Here is a 16072-nt window from a genome sequence, read left to right on the forward strand (position 1 = left end):
GGCATAGCCTCACGCCCGACATCAGCACGCGTAAGCGAAGGGGAGCAGCCATGGCCGGCAAGGCGCCGAAGAATGATCCTGTTCAGGACGCGCCGCGGGTCGCGGAGCCCAAGCACGCGGCGGCGGGACTGCCGGCGATCGGGCACACCCTGCGGATCGCCCAGCAGCAGATGGGCGTGAAGCGGACCGCGCTGACGCTGCTGCGGGTCAACCAGAAGGACGGCTTCGACTGCCCCGGCTGCGCCTGGCCGGAGCCGGACCACCGGCACGCCGCGGAGTTCTGCGAGAACGGGGCGAAGGCGGTCGCCGAGGAGGCCACGCTGCGGCGGGTCACCCCCGAGTTCTTCGCCGCCCACCCCGTCGCCGACCTCGCCACGCGCAGCGGCTACTGGCTGGGACAGCAGGGGCGGCTCACACACCCCATGTACCTGCCCGAGGGGGGCGACCGGTACGAGCCGGTGTCCTGGGAGCGCGCCTTCGACATCGTCGCCGAGGAGCTGAAGGCCCTCGCCTCCCCCGACGAGGCCCTCTTCTACACCTCCGGCCGCACCAGCAACGAGGCCGCGTTCCTCTACCAGCTGTTCGCCCGTGAGTTCGGCACGAACAACCTGCCGGACTGCTCCAACATGTGTCACGAGTCATCGGGCTCGGCGCTCTCCGAGACGATCGGCATAGGCAAGGGCAGCGTCCTGCTGGAGGACCTCTACCGAGCCGATCTGATCGTCGTCGCCGGCCAGAACCCGGGGACCAACCACCCCCGGATGCTCTCCGCGCTGGAGAAGGCGAAGGCGAACGGCGCGAGGATCATCACCGTCAACCCGCTGCCCGAGGCCGGCCTGGAGCGGTTCAAGAACCCGCAGACCCCGCAGGGCATGCTCAAGGGCGCCGCCCTCACCGACCTGTTCCTGCAGATCCGCATCGGCGGCGACCAGGCCCTGTTCCGCCTCCTCAACAAGCTGGTCCTGGAGACCGAGGGCGCGGTCGACGAGACCTTCGTCGCCGAACACACCCACGGCTTCGAGGAGTTCGCCGAGGCCGCCCGCGCCGCCGACTGGGACGAGACCCTCACCGCGACCGGCCTCACCCGCGAGGAGATCGACGAGGCGCTGCGCATGGTCCTCGCCTCGAAGCGGACCATCGTCTGCTGGGCCATGGGCCTCACCCAGCACAAGCACTCGGTGCCCACCATCCGCGAGGTGGTCAACTTCCTGCTGCTGCGTGGCAACATCGGCCGCCCCGGCGCCGGCGTCTGCCCGGTGCGCGGGCACTCGAACGTGCAGGGCGACCGCACCATGGGCATCTTCGAGCGGCCCGCCCCGGCCTTCCTGGACGCCCTGGAGAGGGAGTTCGGCTTCGCCCCGCCCCGGGAGCACGGCTATGACGTCGTACGCGCCATCAAGGCCATGCGCGACGACAAGGCGAAGGTCTTCTTCGCCATGGGCGGCAACTTCGTCTCCGCCTCCCCCGACACGGAGGTCACCGAGGCGGCGATGCGCCGGGCCCGGCTCACCGTGCACGTGTCGACCAAGCTGAACCGCTCGCACGCCGTCACGGGCGCGCGGGCGCTGATCCTGCCGACCCTGGGCCGCACCGAGCGCGATCTGCAGGGCGGCGGCGAGCAGTTCGTGACCGTCGAGGACTCGATGGGCATGGTGCACGCCTCACGCGGCCGGCTGGAGCCCGCGAGCGGGCAGCTGCTGTCCGAGCCGGCCATCGTGTGCCGGCTCGCCCGCCGGGTCCTCGGCGAGGACAGCCGCACCCCGTGGGAGGAGTTCGAGAAGGACTACGCGACGATCCGCGACCGCATCGCGCGCGTGGTCCCCGGTTTCCAGGACTTCAACGCGCGCGTGGCCGACCCGGGCGGCTTCGCCCTGCCGCACGCCCCGCGCGACGAGCGCCGCTTCCCCACGGCCACCGGCAAGGCCAACTTCACCGCCGCCCCGATCGAGTACCCGGAGCTTCCTGAGGGCCGCCTGCTGCTGCAGACGCTGCGCTCGCACGACCAGTACAACACCACGATCTACGGCCTCGACGACCGCTACCGGGGCATCAGGAACGGCCGCCGGGTCGTGCTGGTCAACCCCGAGGACGCGCGGGCGCTGAAGCTCGCCAACGGGTCGTACGTGGACCTGGTGGGCGAGTGGAAGGACGGCGTCGAGCGACGCGCGCCCGGCTTCCGGGTGGTGCACTACCCGACCGCCCGCGGCTGCGCCGCCGCCTACTACCCGGAGACCAACGTGCTGGTGCCGCTGGACTCCACCGCCGACACCAGCAACACCCCGGCCAGCAAGTCCGTCGTGGTCCGTCTGGAACAATCGTCGACCGACTGAGCGTTTGCTCAGGAGGGCCGGCGCACCCGGCCGGCGACACCCCCGGCGGGCCCGCCCGTCCGGGGCGCGCGATCGACGACGAACGGAGCCCCATGGGCGAGCAGCACCACGCGAAGTTCCCGCAAGAGGTCATCGACGAGTACGCGGCCCTCGGCATCGACCTGGTCGCGATGTTCTCCGCCGGACATCTGGGCACCCGGATGGGCGTGCGGATCGTGGAGGCGTCGGCGGACCGTGTCGTCGGGACGATGCCGGTGGAGGGCAACACCCAGCCGTACGGCCTGCTGCACGGCGGCGCCTCCGCCGTGCTCGCGGAGACGCTGGGGTCGGTCGGCTCCATGCTGCACGCCGGCAGCTCCAAGATCGCCGTCGGTGTGGACCTGAACTGCACCCACCACCGGGGCGTACGGTCCGGGCTGGTGACCGGTGTCGCCACACCGCTGCACCGGGGGCGCTCGACGGCGACGTACGAGATCGTCGTCAGCGACGAGGCGGGCAAGCGGGTGTGCACGGCCCGGCTGACGTGTCTGCTGCGGGACGCCCCTGCGCCCTCGGGTGCGCCGGCGCGGGCGGCGGACTGACGGCCGCGGCGGCCGGGCGGCCCGCGGCGAAGATCGCCTCACCTCTGGCCGCCCGGTCGAGCAGGCCCTAGCGTCGGGGCATGGCAACGGGAGGAGCCCCCTGGCCGGGGGCGGGCGGGTTCCGGGGGCCCGGGCCGGTACCGGCGGTACCGCGGGCCCACGTCCTGGTCGTCGGACGCGCCACGGGGAGACCGGCTGACGCGCGCGACGGCACCTCACCGCCCCCCTCGGCCGCCCCGCCCGGCGTGCCGTGCGCGCGGACCGTGGCCCACCGGCCACGGAAGATCGCGGACACGGCAGAGGTGGACACGGCAGAGGTGGACACGGCGGCCGTGGCACGGGCGGGGCAGCGGTGTACGGCTGCGGCGGCCGTGGCACAGCCGATCGCCCGGCGGACCCGCGCGGACCGCCGGGAACCGTACCGCTCGGGCGGTCCGGGCGAGGGGCACCGGGGATGAGCGGGGTCGGCCCCGTCGAGCCCGGCGAGGGCACGCGCGCGTGGGACGCGCCGGAGGCGGATTCCGCACCCGCGCCGAAGCCCCCTCGCGGGCCGTTCGCGCCGGTGTACGCCCGGCACCGCCGTGCCGTGCTCGCCATGGCCGCGGCCGTGGTCGTGCTCGCGGGCGGCGGCGCCCTGTACGCCACCCGCCCGCACCCGGCACCGACGACGCCGGAGCCGACACCGCGCGAGGCGCCCTACCCCTCCCAGGCGGTCGGCGTGAGCTATCTCGGCCCGGTGCCCCGGTCCGCCGGGGCGTCGCTCGGGAGTTTCGGTTTCGAGCTGGAGCTGCGCGTGCGGTACGGCTCCGCGATCACGGTGGAACGGATGACCCAGCCCTATAGGGGTCTCACTCTGCGGACGGACCCGCGCACTCCGTTCCGGATCGGGACGAAAGGGCCCCAGAAGATCGTCATCACCATGCGCGTCACCGAATGCGGAAAAGTGCCGAAGAACGCCGGGCTTCCTTTCCTGGATGTAACTCTACGTAATACACGCGCAATAGAAGCGCACAGTTTCATCTTGGGCGAACGCTATGCGCAGGACCTCTCCGACGCCCTTCAGGTCGCCTGTAGCAACGATTCCATGTCATCACCAAAAGCCTGAACACTGCTGAACCTACCCGCGTCGACCCTGCACGTTCTCAGCATGCGGACAGGGCGAATCGGCCTGAATTCCGCGCATCCACCCACTGAGTACCGCTCTGCATTACCTCGTGTCATAACAAGAGAGTCACAGCCTTGGTCAGACTCTCCTCCACGTTCCCCACACACGCTTAGAGTCACGCCCAGTCACCGCGCCGACGGAATCGAAGTCACGTCTTCGGCCCAGCGCTCGACTCGGCCACTTCCAACAGGGAGGGCCGTGCCAGGGAAAGGACTGATCGTGCGTCAACGTTCGCTCATAGCCATCACCGCCGCGCTGGCGGCGGGAGCACTCACTCTCACCGCCTGCGGTTCGCGCGACGAGGGCGACGGCGGCTCGGACACCGGCGGTGGCACCAAGATCGTCATCGGCGTCGACGCCCCGCTGACCGGTGACCTCTCCGCCATGGGCCTCGGCATCAAGAACTCCGCCGACCTCGCGGCCAAGACGGCCAACAAGGAGAAGTACGTCGAGGGCGTCACCTTCGAGATCGAAGCCCTCGACGACCAGGCGCAGCCCTCCTCCGGCCAGCAGAACGCCGCCACCTTCGTCGCCAACAAGGACGTCCTCGGTGTCGTCGGCCCGCTGAACTCCGGCGTCGCCGAGTCCATGCAGAAGGTCTTCGACGACGCCAAGCTCGTCGAGGTCTCCCCCGCCAACACCGGCCCGACCCTCACCCAGGGCCCCAAGTGGGAGACCGAGAAGGTCCGCCCGTACAAGTCGTACTTCCGCACCGCGACCACGGACGCCGTCCAGGGCCCGTTCGCCGCGCAGTACCTGTACAACAAGGCCAAGAAGACCAAGGTCTTCGTCATCGACGACAAGAAGACCTACGGCGCCGGCCTCGCGGGCACCTTCACCAAGGAGTTCGAGAAGCTCGGCGGCAAGGTCGTCGGCACCGAGCACATCGACCCCGAGACCAAGGACTTCTCCGCGGTCGCCACCGAGGTCAAGTCCTCCGGCGCCGACGTCGTCTACTACGGCGGCGAGTACCCGCAGGCCGGCCCCCTCACCAAGCAGATCAAGGCCGCGGGCGCCAAGATCCCCGTCGCCGGCGGCGACGGCATCAACAACCCCGCGTACATGGACCTCGGCGGCGACGCCGCCACCGGCGACTTCTCCACCTCCGTCGGCGCCCCGGTCGAGACGCTCGACTCCGCCAAGGAGTTCGTCGCCAACTACACCGAAGCGGGCTACAAGGAGCCCTACGCGGCCTACGGCGGCTACTCCTACGACAGCGCCTGGGCGATCATCGAAGCCGTGAAGAAGGTCGTCGAGGACAACGACGGCAAGCTCCCCGACGACGCCCGCGCGAAGATCACCGAAGCCATGCAGAACATCTCCTTCGAGGGTGTCACCGGCAAGGTCTCCTTCGACGAGTACGGCGACACGACCAACAAGCAGCTGACCGTCTACAAGGTCGAAGGCGGGGAGTGGAAGGCGGTCGACTCCGGTACCTACACCGGCTGACCCCACCCGCACACACATGAGCCGCGCGGGGCGCTGCACCACAGCGCCCCGCGCGGACTCGCATCCGGTCACATTCGTCGAACATCCGAATCTCGGAGGACATGCGGTGAACGAACTGCCGCAGCAGCTGGTCAACGGCCTGCTACTGGGATCCATGTACGGGCTGGTCGCCATCGGCTACACGATGGTCTATGGCATTGTCCAGCTCATCAACTTCGCCCACGGTGAGATATTCATGCTGGGCGGCTTCGGTGCCATCACGGTCTACCTGTACGTGCTGCCCGACGGCACCAACCTGTGGGTGGCGCTCCCCCTCATGCTCGTCGGCGGCATCATCGTCGCCGTACTCGCGGCCGTAGGAGCGGAACGCCTCGCCTACCGCCCCCTGCGCACCGCCCCACGCCTGGCGCCCCTCATCACCGCCATCGGCCTCTCCCTCGCGCTCCAGCAGGCCGTCTGGGCCTGGTACCCGGACGCCAAGGAATCCGTCAACTTCCCGCAGATCAAGGGCGGCCCCTTCGAGATCGCCGGTGTCACCATCCAGACCGGTGACATCTTCCTGCTCATCGCCGCCCCGATCAGCATGGCGGTCCTCGCCTACTTCGTCATGAAGACCCGCACCGGCCGCGGCATGCAGGCCACCGCGCAGGACCCCGACACCGCCAAGCTCATGGGCATCAACACCGACCGCATCATCGTGGTCGCCTTCGCCCTCGGCGCCGCGTTCGCCGCCGTCGGAGCCGTCGCCTACGGCCTCAAGTACGGCCAGGTCCAGTTCCGCATGGGCTTCATCCTCGGCCTCAAGGCGTTCACCGCCGCCGTCCTCGGCGGCATCGGCAACATCTACGGCGCCATGCTCGGCGGCGTCGCCCTCGGCCTCGCCGAAGCCCTTTCCACCGCATACATCTCGGACATCCCCGGCATGGACCAGTTCGGCAGCCAGTCCTGGGCCAACGTCTGGGCGTTCGCACTCCTCATCCTCGTCCTCCTCTTCAGGCCCCAGGGCCTGCTCGGGGAGCGCGTGGCGGACAGGGCGTGACACCGATGACCACACAGACCACCGCATCCCCGGCGCCCGCCGCCAAGCACGACGACACTTCGAGGGGTCTCGTGGGCCTCCCGGAGAACACCGGCCGCGCACTCGCCACCGGCGGCGGCGCCCTCGCCGTCGTCTCCGCCTTCCTCTCCTGGACCTGGACCTCCGCCTTCCCCGGCAACCTCACCGTCTACGGCTACCCCGGCGGCCTCCAGGTCCTCGTCCTCATCGGCGGCGCCCTCACCGCGCTCTTCGGCCTCGCCTCCTACGGCGTCAAGGGCCTGCGCTGGCTCACCCCCTCGGGCGCCGACAGCGCCATCAAGCTCGCCGCCCTCGGCACCTTCGCCACCGCCTGGTACACGGTCCTCGCCATCAGCATCCAGCTCGGCGGCATCGTCAACCTGGAACCCGGCGGCTACGTCGCCGCCGTCGCCAGCCTCGTCGCCCTCCTCGGCGCCCTCGCCCTGCCCTTCACACGGCCGCAGCCCGAGACAGCCGACCCCGAGGACAGCTCCTGGGAGCACTTCCAGCTCGGCCTGCGCAACGCCTGGTCCGTCGTCAAGGCCTGCTTCACCGGCGGCACCGCCACCCCGGCCCGCCAACTCCCCGCCTACGCCGAGATCCTGGTCATCGTCGCGGCACTCGCCCTCGGCCTGACCGTCTTCACCTACGGCATCGGCACCGAGTACGACGAGCTCTTCATCGGCTTCCTCATCACCGCCGGCTTCGGCTTCGCCGCCCTCTCCAAGGCCGGCCTCGTCGCCCGCGTCTCCGCACTCACCGCCAAACACCGCACCGTCACCATGATCGGCGCGTTCGCGGCAGCGGCGGCCTTCCCCTTCACCCAGTCCGACGACCGCTACGCGACCATCGGCGTCTACATCCTGATCTTCGCCACCGTCGCCCTCGGCCTCAACATCGTCGTCGGCCTCGCCGGCCTCCTCGACCTCGGATACGTCGCCTTCCTCGGCGTCGGCGCCTACACCGCGGCCATGGTCTCCGGCTCCCCCTCCTCCCCCTTCGACATCCACCTGCCCTTCTGGGCCAGCGCCATCCTCGGCGCCGCCGTCGCCATGATCTTCGGCGTCATCATCGGCGCCCCCACCCTGCGACTGCGCGGCGACTACCTCGCCATCGTCACCCTCGGCTTCGGTGAGATCTTCCGCATCGCCGTCCTCAACATGGACGGCACCTCCGGACCCGACATCACCAACGGCTCCAACGGCATCGCCTCCATCCCCAACCTCAACATCCTGGGCTTCGACTTCGGCGCCGAACACACCATCGCCGGATTCACCATCGCCCGCTTCGCCAACTACTTCTTCCTCATGCTGCTCATCACCCTCGTCGTGGTGATCGTCTTCCGACGCAGCAGCGACTCCCGCATCGGCCGCGCCTGGATCGCCATCCGCGAGGACGAGACCGCCGCACTGGCCATGGGCATCAACGGCTTCCGGGTCAAGCTCATCGCCTTCGCCCTCGGCGCCGCGCTCGCCGGCCTCGCCGGCACCGTCCAGGCCCACGTCACCTACACCGTGACACCCGAGCAGTACCAGTTCGCCCACGTGGTCCCGCCCAACTCGGCGTTCCTCCTCGCCGCCGTCGTCCTCGGCGGCATGGGCACCATCAGCGGACCCCTCGTCGGCGCCGCACTGCTCTACCTCATCCCCGCCAAGCTCCAGTTCCTCGGCGACCTCCAGCTCTTCGCCTTCGGCATGGCCCTCGTGCTCCTCATGCGCTTCCGCCCGGAAGGACTCATCCCCAACCGGCGCCGCCAGCTCGAATTCCACGAAGAAGCCGAAGCACCCACAGTCCTCAGCAAGGCAGGGGCCTGACCCATGACCACCGACACCACCACCAAGGACGCCACACCCGGCGCCACCCCCGCCGAGACCGTCCTCGACGCCCGCGGCGTGACCATGCGCTTCGGCGGCCTCACCGCCGTACGCAACGTCAACCTCACCGTCAACAGCGGCGAGATCGTCGGACTCATCGGCCCCAACGGCGCCGGCAAGACGACCTTCTTCAACTGCCTCACCGGCCTCTACATCCCCACCGAGGGAGAAGTCCGCTACAAGGGCCAGGTCCTGCCGCCCAAGTCCTTCAAGGTCACCGCCGCAGGCATCGCCCGCACCTTCCAGAACATCCGTCTCTTCGCCAACATGACGGTCCTGGAAAACGTGCTCGTCGGACGCCACACCCGCACCAAGGAAGGCCTCTGGTCCGCCCTCCTGCGCGGCCCCGGCTTCCACAAGGCCGAGAAGGCCTCCCGCGAACGCGCCATGGAACTCCTGGAGTTCGTCGGCCTCGACGCCAAGGCCGAACACCTCGCCCGCAACCTCCCCTACGGCGAACAGCGCAAGCTGGAGATCGCCCGGGCACTCGCGAGCGAACCCGGCCTGCTCCTCCTCGACGAGCCCACCGCAGGCATGAACCCCCAGGAGACGCGGACGACCGAAGAACTGGTCTTCGCCATCCGCGACAAGGGCATCGCCGTCCTCGTCATCGAGCACGACATGCGGTTCATCTTCAACCTCTGCGACCGCGTCGCCGTCCTCGTCCAGGGCGAAAAACTCGTCGAGGGCGACAGCGCCACCGTCCAGGGCGACGAACGCGTCGTCGCCGCCTACCTCGGCGAACCCTTCGAGGACGCACCCGGCCAGGACGAGGTCGCCGAAGTCGAAGCCGCCGAAGCCAACGCCGAGCCCCCGAAGGACACCGCGCCCGGCGCGCCCGGCAAGGAGAACGACCGATGACCGCACTCCTCGAAGTCGAAGACCTCCGGGTCGCCTACGGCAAGATCGAAGCCGTCAAGGGCATCTCCTTCAAGGTCAACGCCGGCGAGGTCGTCACCCTCATCGGCACCAACGGCGCCGGCAAGACCACGACCCTGCGCACCCTCTCCGGGCTGCTCAAGCCCGTCGGCGGCCAGATCAAGTTCAACGGCAAGTCGCTCAAGAAGATCCCCGCGCACGACATCGTCGCGCTCGGACTCGCCCACTCCCCCGAGGGGCGGCACATCTTCCCGCGCATGACCATCGTGGACAACCTGCGCCTCGGCGCGTTCCTCCGCGACGACAAGGCCGGCATCGAGAAGGACATCCAGCGCGCCTACGACCTCTTCCCCATCCTGGGAGAACGCCGTAACCAGGCCGCCGGCACCCTCTCCGGCGGCGAGCAGCAGATGCTCGCCATGGGCCGCGCGCTCATGTCCCAGCCCAAGCTGCTCATGCTGGACGAGCCCTCCATGGGCCTGTCCCCCATCATGATGCAGAAGATCATGGCCACCATCGCCGAACTGAAGTCCCAGGGCACCACGATCCTGCTCGTCGAACAGAACGCGCAGGCCGCGCTCTCCCTCGCCGACCAGGGTCACGTCATGGAGATCGGCAAGATCGTCCTCTCGGGCACGGGCGGCGATCTGCTGCACGACGAGTCCGTCCGCAAGGCGTACCTCGGCGAGGACTAGCCCCCGGCCCCCTCACGACGACGAGGCCCGCACCCCCCTTCAAGTGGGGGTGCGGGCCTCGCTGTATACCGGGGGGGGCGCGGACTCAGCCCTTCGCGGCCTTCTTCTCGTCGGCGTCCTGGATGACCGCCTCCGCCACCTGCTGCATCGACATCCGACGATCCATCGACGTCTTCTGGATCCACCGGAACGCGGCCGGCTCCGACAGCCCGTACTCCGTCTGCAGAATCGACTTCGCCCGGTCCACGAGCTTGCGGGTCTCCAGGCGGAGCGTGAGGTCGGCGACCTCCTTCTCCAGCTCCTTCAGCTCCGTGAACCGCGACACGGCCATCTCGATCGCCGGCACGACATCACTCTTGCTGAACGGCTTCACCAGATACGCCATCGCCCCGGCGTCCCGGGCCCGCTCCACCAGGTCGCGCTGCGAGAACGCGGTCAGCATCAGCACGGGGGCGATACGCTCCTCGGCGATCTTCTCCGCCGCCGAGATACCGTCCATCTTCGGCATCTTCACATCGAGGATCACGAGGTCCGGCCGGTGCTCCCGGGCCAGCTCGACAGCCTGCTCCCCGTCCCCGGCCTCACCCACGACCGAGTAGCCCTCCTCCTCCAGCATCTCCTTCAGATCGAGACGGATCAGCGCCTCGTCCTCGGCGATGACGACACGGGTCGTCAGCGGAGGCACGTGCGACTTGTCATCGTCGTCGGCGACGGGCTGGGGCGACTCGGGGGAGGTCACGGGGGCTCCTTGCTGCAGGCAGGTTACTGCTGACATGAGGGTACCTAGCTGCGGGTGGCTCCGGTGAACCGGTACACTTCCGGCAGCTACACAGGTTGCCCGGTTGGAGGAACTGGTCAGACTCGCGGTGCTCAAACCACCGTGCCTTAGGGCATGTGGGTTCGAATCCCACACCGGGCACTTCAGAAGCGGATGTTCACCTTCTCGTGAACATCCGCTTTTTACTGCGCCTGGCCGCCATAAGTAACACAGAGTGGCCGCATGTACGACATCAGCACACGCAAGCGGGCACTGGCGCTGGTCGCCCAGGGACGCAGCCTGAACTCCGTGAGCCGGGAGACCGGCATCTCCCGCGCCGCGATCCGCTCTTGGCAGGAACGCCTTGAGCCTCTGCCCCGTATGACGGTCCCCGACCCGGGGCCACCTGCCGATGAGCACGCGTACGCCTACCTGCTCGGCCTCTATCTCGGCGACGGCTGCATCAGTGCCCATCCACGCGGCACCGGCTACTACCTCCGTATCGCGTGCGCCGACGCGTGGCCCGGACTCATCCAGCAATGCCGTGAGGCCATGACGAAGGTGCGTCCCGGCGTCGGTGTCTACGCGCTTCAGCAACAGGGCTACTCGATGGTGACGAGCTACTTTCGCCTCTGGCCCAGCCTCTTTCCACAACACGGCCCCGGCAAGAAGCACGAGCGGCGGATCGTTCTCGAACCCTGGCAGCAGGACATCGTCGACGCCCACCCGTGGCAGTTCATCCGCGGCCTCATCCACTCCGACGGGTGCCGCATCACCAACTGGACGACCCGCCTCGTCGGCGGTGAGCGCAAGCGCTACGAGTACCCCCGCTACTTCTTCACCAACCTGTCGGCCGACATCATCCGGCTCTTCACGGACACGCTGGACCGGGTGGGCGTCGAATGGAAGCCGGCCAACGCGCGCAACATCTCTGTCGCCCGCAAAGCCTCCGTAGCCCTCATGGACGCCCACGTAGGCCCCAAGTACTGACCCCCACCCCCTACTTGGGCCTCGCGCCCTCCCCGATCCGATGCACTCGGACCATGTTCGTCGTCCCCGCCACCCCCGGGGGTGACCCGGCGGTGATGACGACCACGTCACCCTTCCCGCAACGGCCGTACTTCAGCAGCAGCTCGTCCACCTGGTCGACCATCGCGTCCGTGGAGTCGACCTCGGGGCCGAGGAAGGTCTCCACGCCCCAGGTCAGGCTCAGTTGGGAGCGGGTGGCCGGGGTGGGGGTGAAGGCGAGCAGGGGGATCGGGGAGCGGTAGCGGGAGAGGCGGCGGGCCGTGTCGCCGGACTGGCTGAGGGCGACGAGGAACTTGGCGTCGAGGAAGTCGCCGATCTCGGCCGCCGCGCGGGCCATGGCGCCGCCCTGGGTGCGGGGTTTGTTGTGTTCGGTGAGGGGTGGGAGGCCCTTGGCCAGCAACTCGGATTCCGCCGCCGCGACGATGCGGCTCATCGTGCGGACCGTCTCCGCGGCGTACTTGCCGACGCTGGTCTCGCCGGAGAGCATGACCGCGTCCGTGCCGTCGAGGACGGCGTTGGCGACGTCGCTGACCTCGGCGCGGGTGGGCCGGGAGTTGTGGATCATCGAGTCGAGCATCTGGGTGGCGACGATGACCGGTTTGGCGTTGCGCTTGGCGAGTTTGACCGTGCGCTTCTGGACCAGGGGGACCTGTTCCAGGGGCATTTCGACGCCCAGGTCACCGCGCGCGACCATGATGCCGTCGAAGGCGGCGACGATCTCGTCGATGTTCGCCACCGCCTGCGGCTTCTCGATCTTGGCGATGACGGGGAGGCGGCGGCCCTCCTCGTCCATGATCCGGTGGACGTGTTCGATGTCGCGGGCGGAGCGGACGAAGGAGAGGGCGATGATGTCGAAGCCGGTGCGCAGGGCCCAGCGGAGGTCTTCCTCGTCCTTCTCCGACATGGCGGGGACGGACACCGCGACGCCCGGGAGGTTGAGTCCCTTGTGGTCGGAGACCATCCCCCCTTCGACGACCCTTGTGCGGACGCGGGGCCCGTCGACCGCCGTGACCTCCAGCGTCACCTTGCCGTCGTCGACGAGGATCTGTTCGCCGGGGCTGACGTCGGCCGCCAGGCCGTCGTACGTCGTGCCGCAGCCGTCGCTGTCGCCTTCTGCCCCCTGCTCCACGCTGATGGTGAAGGTGTCGCCGCGTTCGAGGAGTACGGGGCCTTCGGTGAAGCGGCCGAGGCGGATCTTCGGGCCCTGAAGGTCGGCGAGGGTGCCGACGCTGCGGCCGGTCTCGTCGGCGGCCTTGCGGACGTGGTGGTAGCGCTCGTCGTGTTCGGCGTGGCCGCCGTGGCTGAGGTTGAAGCGGGCGATGTCCATGCCGGCCTCGACCAGGGCCTTGATCTGGTCGTACGAGTCGGTGGCGGGCCCGAGGGTGCAGACGATCTTTGCTCGGCGCATGGTTCGAGCCTAGGGCTTACCCGTCGGTAGTGATTTGGTGGAGCGTGACTACTCAACGGCCGTCAGGTGAAGGGTAATTGACAAGTGGTCACCACAATGGGCCCGATGGCCGCCAAGCAGTGAAGGGATCGGGTCACAGGCGTGGGGGCAGCATCGTGAAGCGTGCGTCGACCTGTGCGTGGACGTGTTGACGCTGGGGTTCGAGGTCGAGGGGCGCGGCGGTGCTGTCGGCTTGGGCGGCCATGGAGCGCATGCGGGCGCCGTGGGGTGCGGGGCCGGTGGGCTGGGGGGTCTCGGCTCCGATGTCGGCGAGTTCGACGAGGGCGGCGAGGGTGGTGCCGAGGGCTTCGGCGTATTCGCGGGCGCGTTGTACGGCTTCTTTGACGGCCTGCTGCCTGGCGCGTTTGTGGGCGGGTGAGTCGGGGCGCAGGGCCCACCAGGGGCCGTCGACGTGGGTGAGGTCGAGGTCGGCGAGGCGGGTGGTGAGTTCGCCGAGGGCGGTGAAGTCGGTGAGTTCGGCGGTGATGTGGACGCGGCCGTGGTAGGCGTGGATGCGTTCGCCTCTGCCCTTTTCCTTGAGTTCGGGGGTGAGGGAGAAGGTGCCGGTCTCCAGTCGTTCGACGGCTTCGCCGTAGCTTTTGACGAGGTCGAGGACGGTGGTGTTGCGGTGGGTGAGGTCGTCGAGGGCGGCGCGGCGGTCCTTGCCGCGGGCGAGGACGGTGACTCCGATGCGGGCTGTCTCGGGGTCGACTTCGAGGTGGGCTTCGCCGCGGACGGCGATGCGGGGGGCGTCCGGGGTGCCGTAGGGGACGGCGGGCGGGGCTTCCTCTGCGCTGGTGGTCATACGCCCCACTCTGTCACCGATGGCCTGGTGGCAGGGGTGTGCGGGTCACCAGATCGCAACCTGTGGGGTCTGTTGCGTCGGGGGTGGTTCGGGTCAGAATCTACGCGCGTCGTCACCTTTGGTCGGGTGTTTTGTCGTCCATGGTCTACGCGCGTTGAGATCGTCCGTTCTCCGAGGAGTACCCGAGATGCCCTTGAACCGCCGGAAGTTTCTGAAGAAGTCGGCCGTGACCGGTGCGGGCGTGGCCATCGCCGGTTCGGCCATGGCTCCGAGCGCGCAGGCGGCGGAGGCGAAGGCCACCGGCCGGAAGAAGGACACGGACCGGTACAGCTTCACCGTGATGGGGACGACCGACCTGCACGGCAACGTCTTCAACTGGGACTACTTCACGGACAAGGAGTTCGACGACAAGGCGCACAACGACGTCGGTCTGGCGAAGATCTCGACGCTGGTGAACCGGATCCGTAAGGAGAAGGGGCGTCGGAACACGCTGCTGATCGACGCGGGTGACACCATCCAGGGCACGCAGTTGTCGTACTACTACGCGAAGGTGGACCCGATCACCGCCAAGGGCGGTCCGGTGCACCCGATGGCGCAGGCGATGAACGCGATGGACTACGACGCGGCGGCGCTGGGGAACCACGAGTTCAACTACGGCATCCCGGTGCTGCGGAAGTTCCAGAAGCAGTGTCGTTTCCCGCTGCTGGGGGCGAACGCGCTGGACGCCAAGACGCTGCTGCCGGCGTTCCCGCCGTACAGCATGCACCGGATGCGTACGCCGCACGGGCCGGATGTGCGGGTGGCGGTGCTGGGGCTGACGAACCCGGGTATCGCGATCTGGGACAAGGCCAATGTGCAGGGGAAGATGACGTTCCCGGGGCTGGAGGAGCAGGCGGCGAAGTGGGTGCCGAAGCTGCGGTCGATGGGTGCGGACGTGGTCATCGTGTCGGCGCACAGTGGGTCGTCGGGGACGTCGTCGTACGGTGACCAGTTGCCGTACATCGAGAACGCGGCGGGGCTGGTGGCCGAGCAGGTGCCGGGGATCGACGCGATCCTGGTGGGGCACGCGCACACGGAGATCCCGGAGTACTTCGTCACCAACAAGGAGACCGGCAAGCGGGTCGTGCTGTCGGAGCCGCTGAAGTGGGGGCAGCGGCTGACGTTGTTCGACTTCGAGATGGTGTGGAGCAAGGGCTCCTGGAAGCTGGAGAAGGTCGGCGCGCAGGTCCTGAACTCCAACACGGTGGAGGAGGACCCGAAGATCGTGTCGATGCTCGTGGACGAGCACGAGAAGGTCGTGGCGTACGTCAACCAGATCATCGGTACGAACGCGGCCGAGATGACGTCGGTGGAGGCGCCGTACAAGGACGTCCCGATCATCGATCTGATCAACCACATCCAGGCCGACACGGTGAAGCAGGCGCTCTCCGCGACCGAGTACGCGTCGCTGCCGGTGCTGTCGCAGGCGGCGGCGTTCTCGCGGAGCGCGGTGATCCCGGCGGGGAACGTCACCATCCGTGATGTGGCCGGTCTGTATGTCTTCGAGAACACGCTGGAGGCGCGTCTGATGACGGGTGCGCAGATGAAGGCGTATCTGGAGTTCTCGGCGAACTACTTCGTGCAGACGGCGGCGGACGCGGTGGTCGATCCGGCGCTGCTGACGAACGCGAACGGTACGCCGGACTACAACTACGACGCGGTGAGCGGTCTGTCGTACGAGATCGACATCGCGAAGCCGGCCGGGTCGCGGGTCACGAACGTGCGGTTCGAGGGTGCGCCTCTCGCGGACGACCGGAAGTTCGTGTTCGCGGTGAACAACTACCGGGCCAACGGCGGTGGCAACTTCCCGCATGTCGCCGCGGCCCAGATGGTGTGGTCGAACTCGGACGAGATCCGTAACACGATGATCGCGTGGGTGAAGGCGAAGGGGTCGATCGACCCGGCGGCGTTCGCGTCGGTGGACTGGAAGCTGACGCGGAACGGTACGCCGGTCTTCTAGAGCCC

General features: G+C 68.6%; 13 protein-coding genes and 1 tRNA gene. 11 read left to right on the forward strand and 3 right to left on the reverse strand.

All coding sequences use genetic code 11. The features are described from left to right. Positions 1-50: 50 nt before the first annotated feature. The 8 genes from J8M51_RS15590 (at position 51) to J8M51_RS15625 (ending at position 10030) form a co-directional block, all read left to right on the forward strand. A complete protein-coding gene (locus J8M51_RS15590) occupies positions 51-2330 on the forward strand; it encodes an FdhF/YdeP family oxidoreductase (RefSeq protein ID WP_086760574.1) in 2280 nt (759 codons plus the stop codon). A 92-nt stretch (positions 2331-2422) separates the two neighbouring features. Then, a complete protein-coding gene (locus tag J8M51_RS15595; protein WP_086760572.1) occupies positions 2423-2911 on the forward strand; it encodes a hotdog fold thioesterase in 489 nt (162 codons plus the stop codon). A 454-nt stretch (positions 2912-3365) separates the two neighbouring features. Continuing rightward, entirely contained in the window at positions 3366-4016 is a 651-nt protein-coding gene (locus tag J8M51_RS15600) for a Tat pathway signal sequence domain protein (RefSeq protein WP_086761451.1), read from the forward strand. 279 nt (positions 4017-4295) lie between these two features. Beyond that, positions 4296-5525: a branched-chain amino acid ABC transporter substrate-binding protein gene (locus tag J8M51_RS15605; protein WP_179203387.1), complete on the forward strand. Its 1230-nt coding sequence runs from the start codon at positions 4296-4298 to the stop codon at positions 5523-5525. A gap of 106 nt (positions 5526-5631) precedes the next feature. Beyond that, the gene (locus J8M51_RS15610; RefSeq protein ID WP_086761447.1) at positions 5632-6564 is read left to right on the forward strand and encodes a branched-chain amino acid ABC transporter permease; all 933 of its coding nucleotides are present in this window, start codon (positions 5632-5634) and stop codon (positions 6562-6564) included. A 5-nt stretch (positions 6565-6569) separates the two neighbouring features. Further along, positions 6570-8396 (forward strand): branched-chain amino acid ABC transporter permease, encoded by a 1827-nt coding sequence (locus tag J8M51_RS15615; RefSeq protein ID WP_086761445.1) that lies wholly within the window; start codon positions 6570-6572, stop codon positions 8394-8396. A gap of 3 nt (positions 8397-8399) precedes the next feature. After that, positions 8400-9317, forward strand: coding sequence for an ABC transporter ATP-binding protein (locus tag J8M51_RS15620; RefSeq protein WP_086761443.1), 918 nt, complete (start codon positions 8400-8402; stop codon positions 9315-9317). After that, a complete protein-coding gene (locus tag J8M51_RS15625) occupies positions 9314-10030 on the forward strand; it encodes an ABC transporter ATP-binding protein (RefSeq protein WP_086761441.1) in 717 nt (238 codons plus the stop codon). The genes J8M51_RS15620 and J8M51_RS15625 overlap by 4 nt, the downstream gene beginning before the upstream one ends. Before the next feature lie 85 nt (positions 10031-10115). On the opposite strand, the gene J8M51_RS15630 is transcribed toward J8M51_RS15625, so the two are convergent. Further along, positions 10116-10769 carry an ANTAR domain-containing response regulator gene (locus J8M51_RS15630; protein WP_086761439.1) on the reverse strand — a complete coding sequence of 218 codons (654 nt, stop codon included), beginning with the start codon at positions 10767-10769 and terminating at the stop codon, positions 10116-10118. Between the two features lie 97 nt (positions 10770-10866). On the opposite strand from J8M51_RS15630, the gene J8M51_RS15635 reads away from it, so the two are divergent. Together J8M51_RS15635 and J8M51_RS15640 are read left to right on the forward strand one after the other, a co-directional pair. Next, positions 10867-10949: transfer RNA gene (locus J8M51_RS15635), tRNA-Leu, on the forward strand. A gap of 81 nt (positions 10950-11030) precedes the next feature. Then, positions 11031-11777: a helix-turn-helix domain-containing protein gene (locus tag J8M51_RS15640; protein WP_086761437.1), complete on the forward strand. Its 747-nt coding sequence runs from the start codon at positions 11031-11033 to the stop codon at positions 11775-11777. Positions 11778-11787: 10 nt separating this feature from the next. Here the strand turns inward: J8M51_RS15640 and pyk are convergent, their stop codons facing one another. Then, complete coding sequence (gene pyk, locus J8M51_RS15645; RefSeq protein WP_267299223.1) at positions 11788-13224, reverse strand: pyruvate kinase; 1437 nt, start codon at positions 13222-13224, stop codon at positions 11788-11790. A 133-nt stretch (positions 13225-13357) separates the two neighbouring features. Next, on the reverse strand, positions 13358-14068 hold the full coding sequence (locus J8M51_RS15650; RefSeq protein WP_086761283.1) for an SIMPL domain-containing protein: 711 nt from the start codon (positions 14066-14068) through the stop codon (positions 13358-13360). 187 nt (positions 14069-14255) lie between these two features. Between J8M51_RS15650 and J8M51_RS15655 the strand changes: the two genes are divergently transcribed. Next, positions 14256-16067 carry a 5'-nucleotidase C-terminal domain-containing protein gene (locus J8M51_RS15655; RefSeq protein WP_086761285.1) on the forward strand — a complete coding sequence of 604 codons (1812 nt, stop codon included), beginning with the start codon at positions 14256-14258 and terminating at the stop codon, positions 16065-16067. The last annotated feature ends 5 nt before the right edge of the window (positions 16068-16072 follow it).

This window comes from Streptomyces griseiscabiei, from assembly GCF_020010925.1.
Classification (GTDB): domain Bacteria; phylum Actinomycetota; class Actinomycetes; order Streptomycetales; family Streptomycetaceae; genus Streptomyces; species Streptomyces griseiscabiei.

Excerpts from the sequence above, each read along its gene's own strand:
- J8M51_RS15590 (WP_086760574.1), top strand. The coding sequence starts at position 51 with ATGGCCGGCAAGGCGCCGAAGAATGATCCTGTTCAGGACGCGCCGCGG.
- J8M51_RS15595 (WP_086760572.1), top strand. The coding sequence starts at position 2,423 with ATGGGCGAGCAGCACCACGCGAAGTTCCCGCAAGAGGTCATCGACGAG.
- J8M51_RS15600 (WP_086761451.1), top strand. The coding sequence starts at position 3,366 with ATGAGCGGGGTCGGCCCCGTCGAGCCCGGCGAGGGCACGCGCGCGTGG.
- J8M51_RS15615 (WP_086761445.1), top strand. The coding sequence starts at position 6,570 with ATGACCACACAGACCACCGCATCCCCGGCGCCCGCCGCCAAGCACGAC.
- J8M51_RS15620 (WP_086761443.1), top strand. The coding sequence starts at position 8,400 with ATGACCACCGACACCACCACCAAGGACGCCACACCCGGCGCCACCCCC.
- J8M51_RS15625 (WP_086761441.1), top strand. The coding sequence starts at position 9,314 with ATGACCGCACTCCTCGAAGTCGAAGACCTCCGGGTCGCCTACGGCAAG.
- J8M51_RS15640 (WP_086761437.1), top strand. The coding sequence starts at position 11,031 with ATGTACGACATCAGCACACGCAAGCGGGCACTGGCGCTGGTCGCCCAG.
- pyk (WP_267299223.1), bottom strand. The coding sequence starts at position 13,224 with ATGCGCCGAGCAAAGATCGTCTGCACCCTCGGGCCCGCCACCGACTCG.
- J8M51_RS15650 (WP_086761283.1), bottom strand. The coding sequence starts at position 14,068 with ATGACCACCAGCGCAGAGGAAGCCCCGCCCGCCGTCCCCTACGGCACC.
- J8M51_RS15655 (WP_086761285.1), top strand. The coding sequence starts at position 14,256 with ATGCCCTTGAACCGCCGGAAGTTTCTGAAGAAGTCGGCCGTGACCGGT.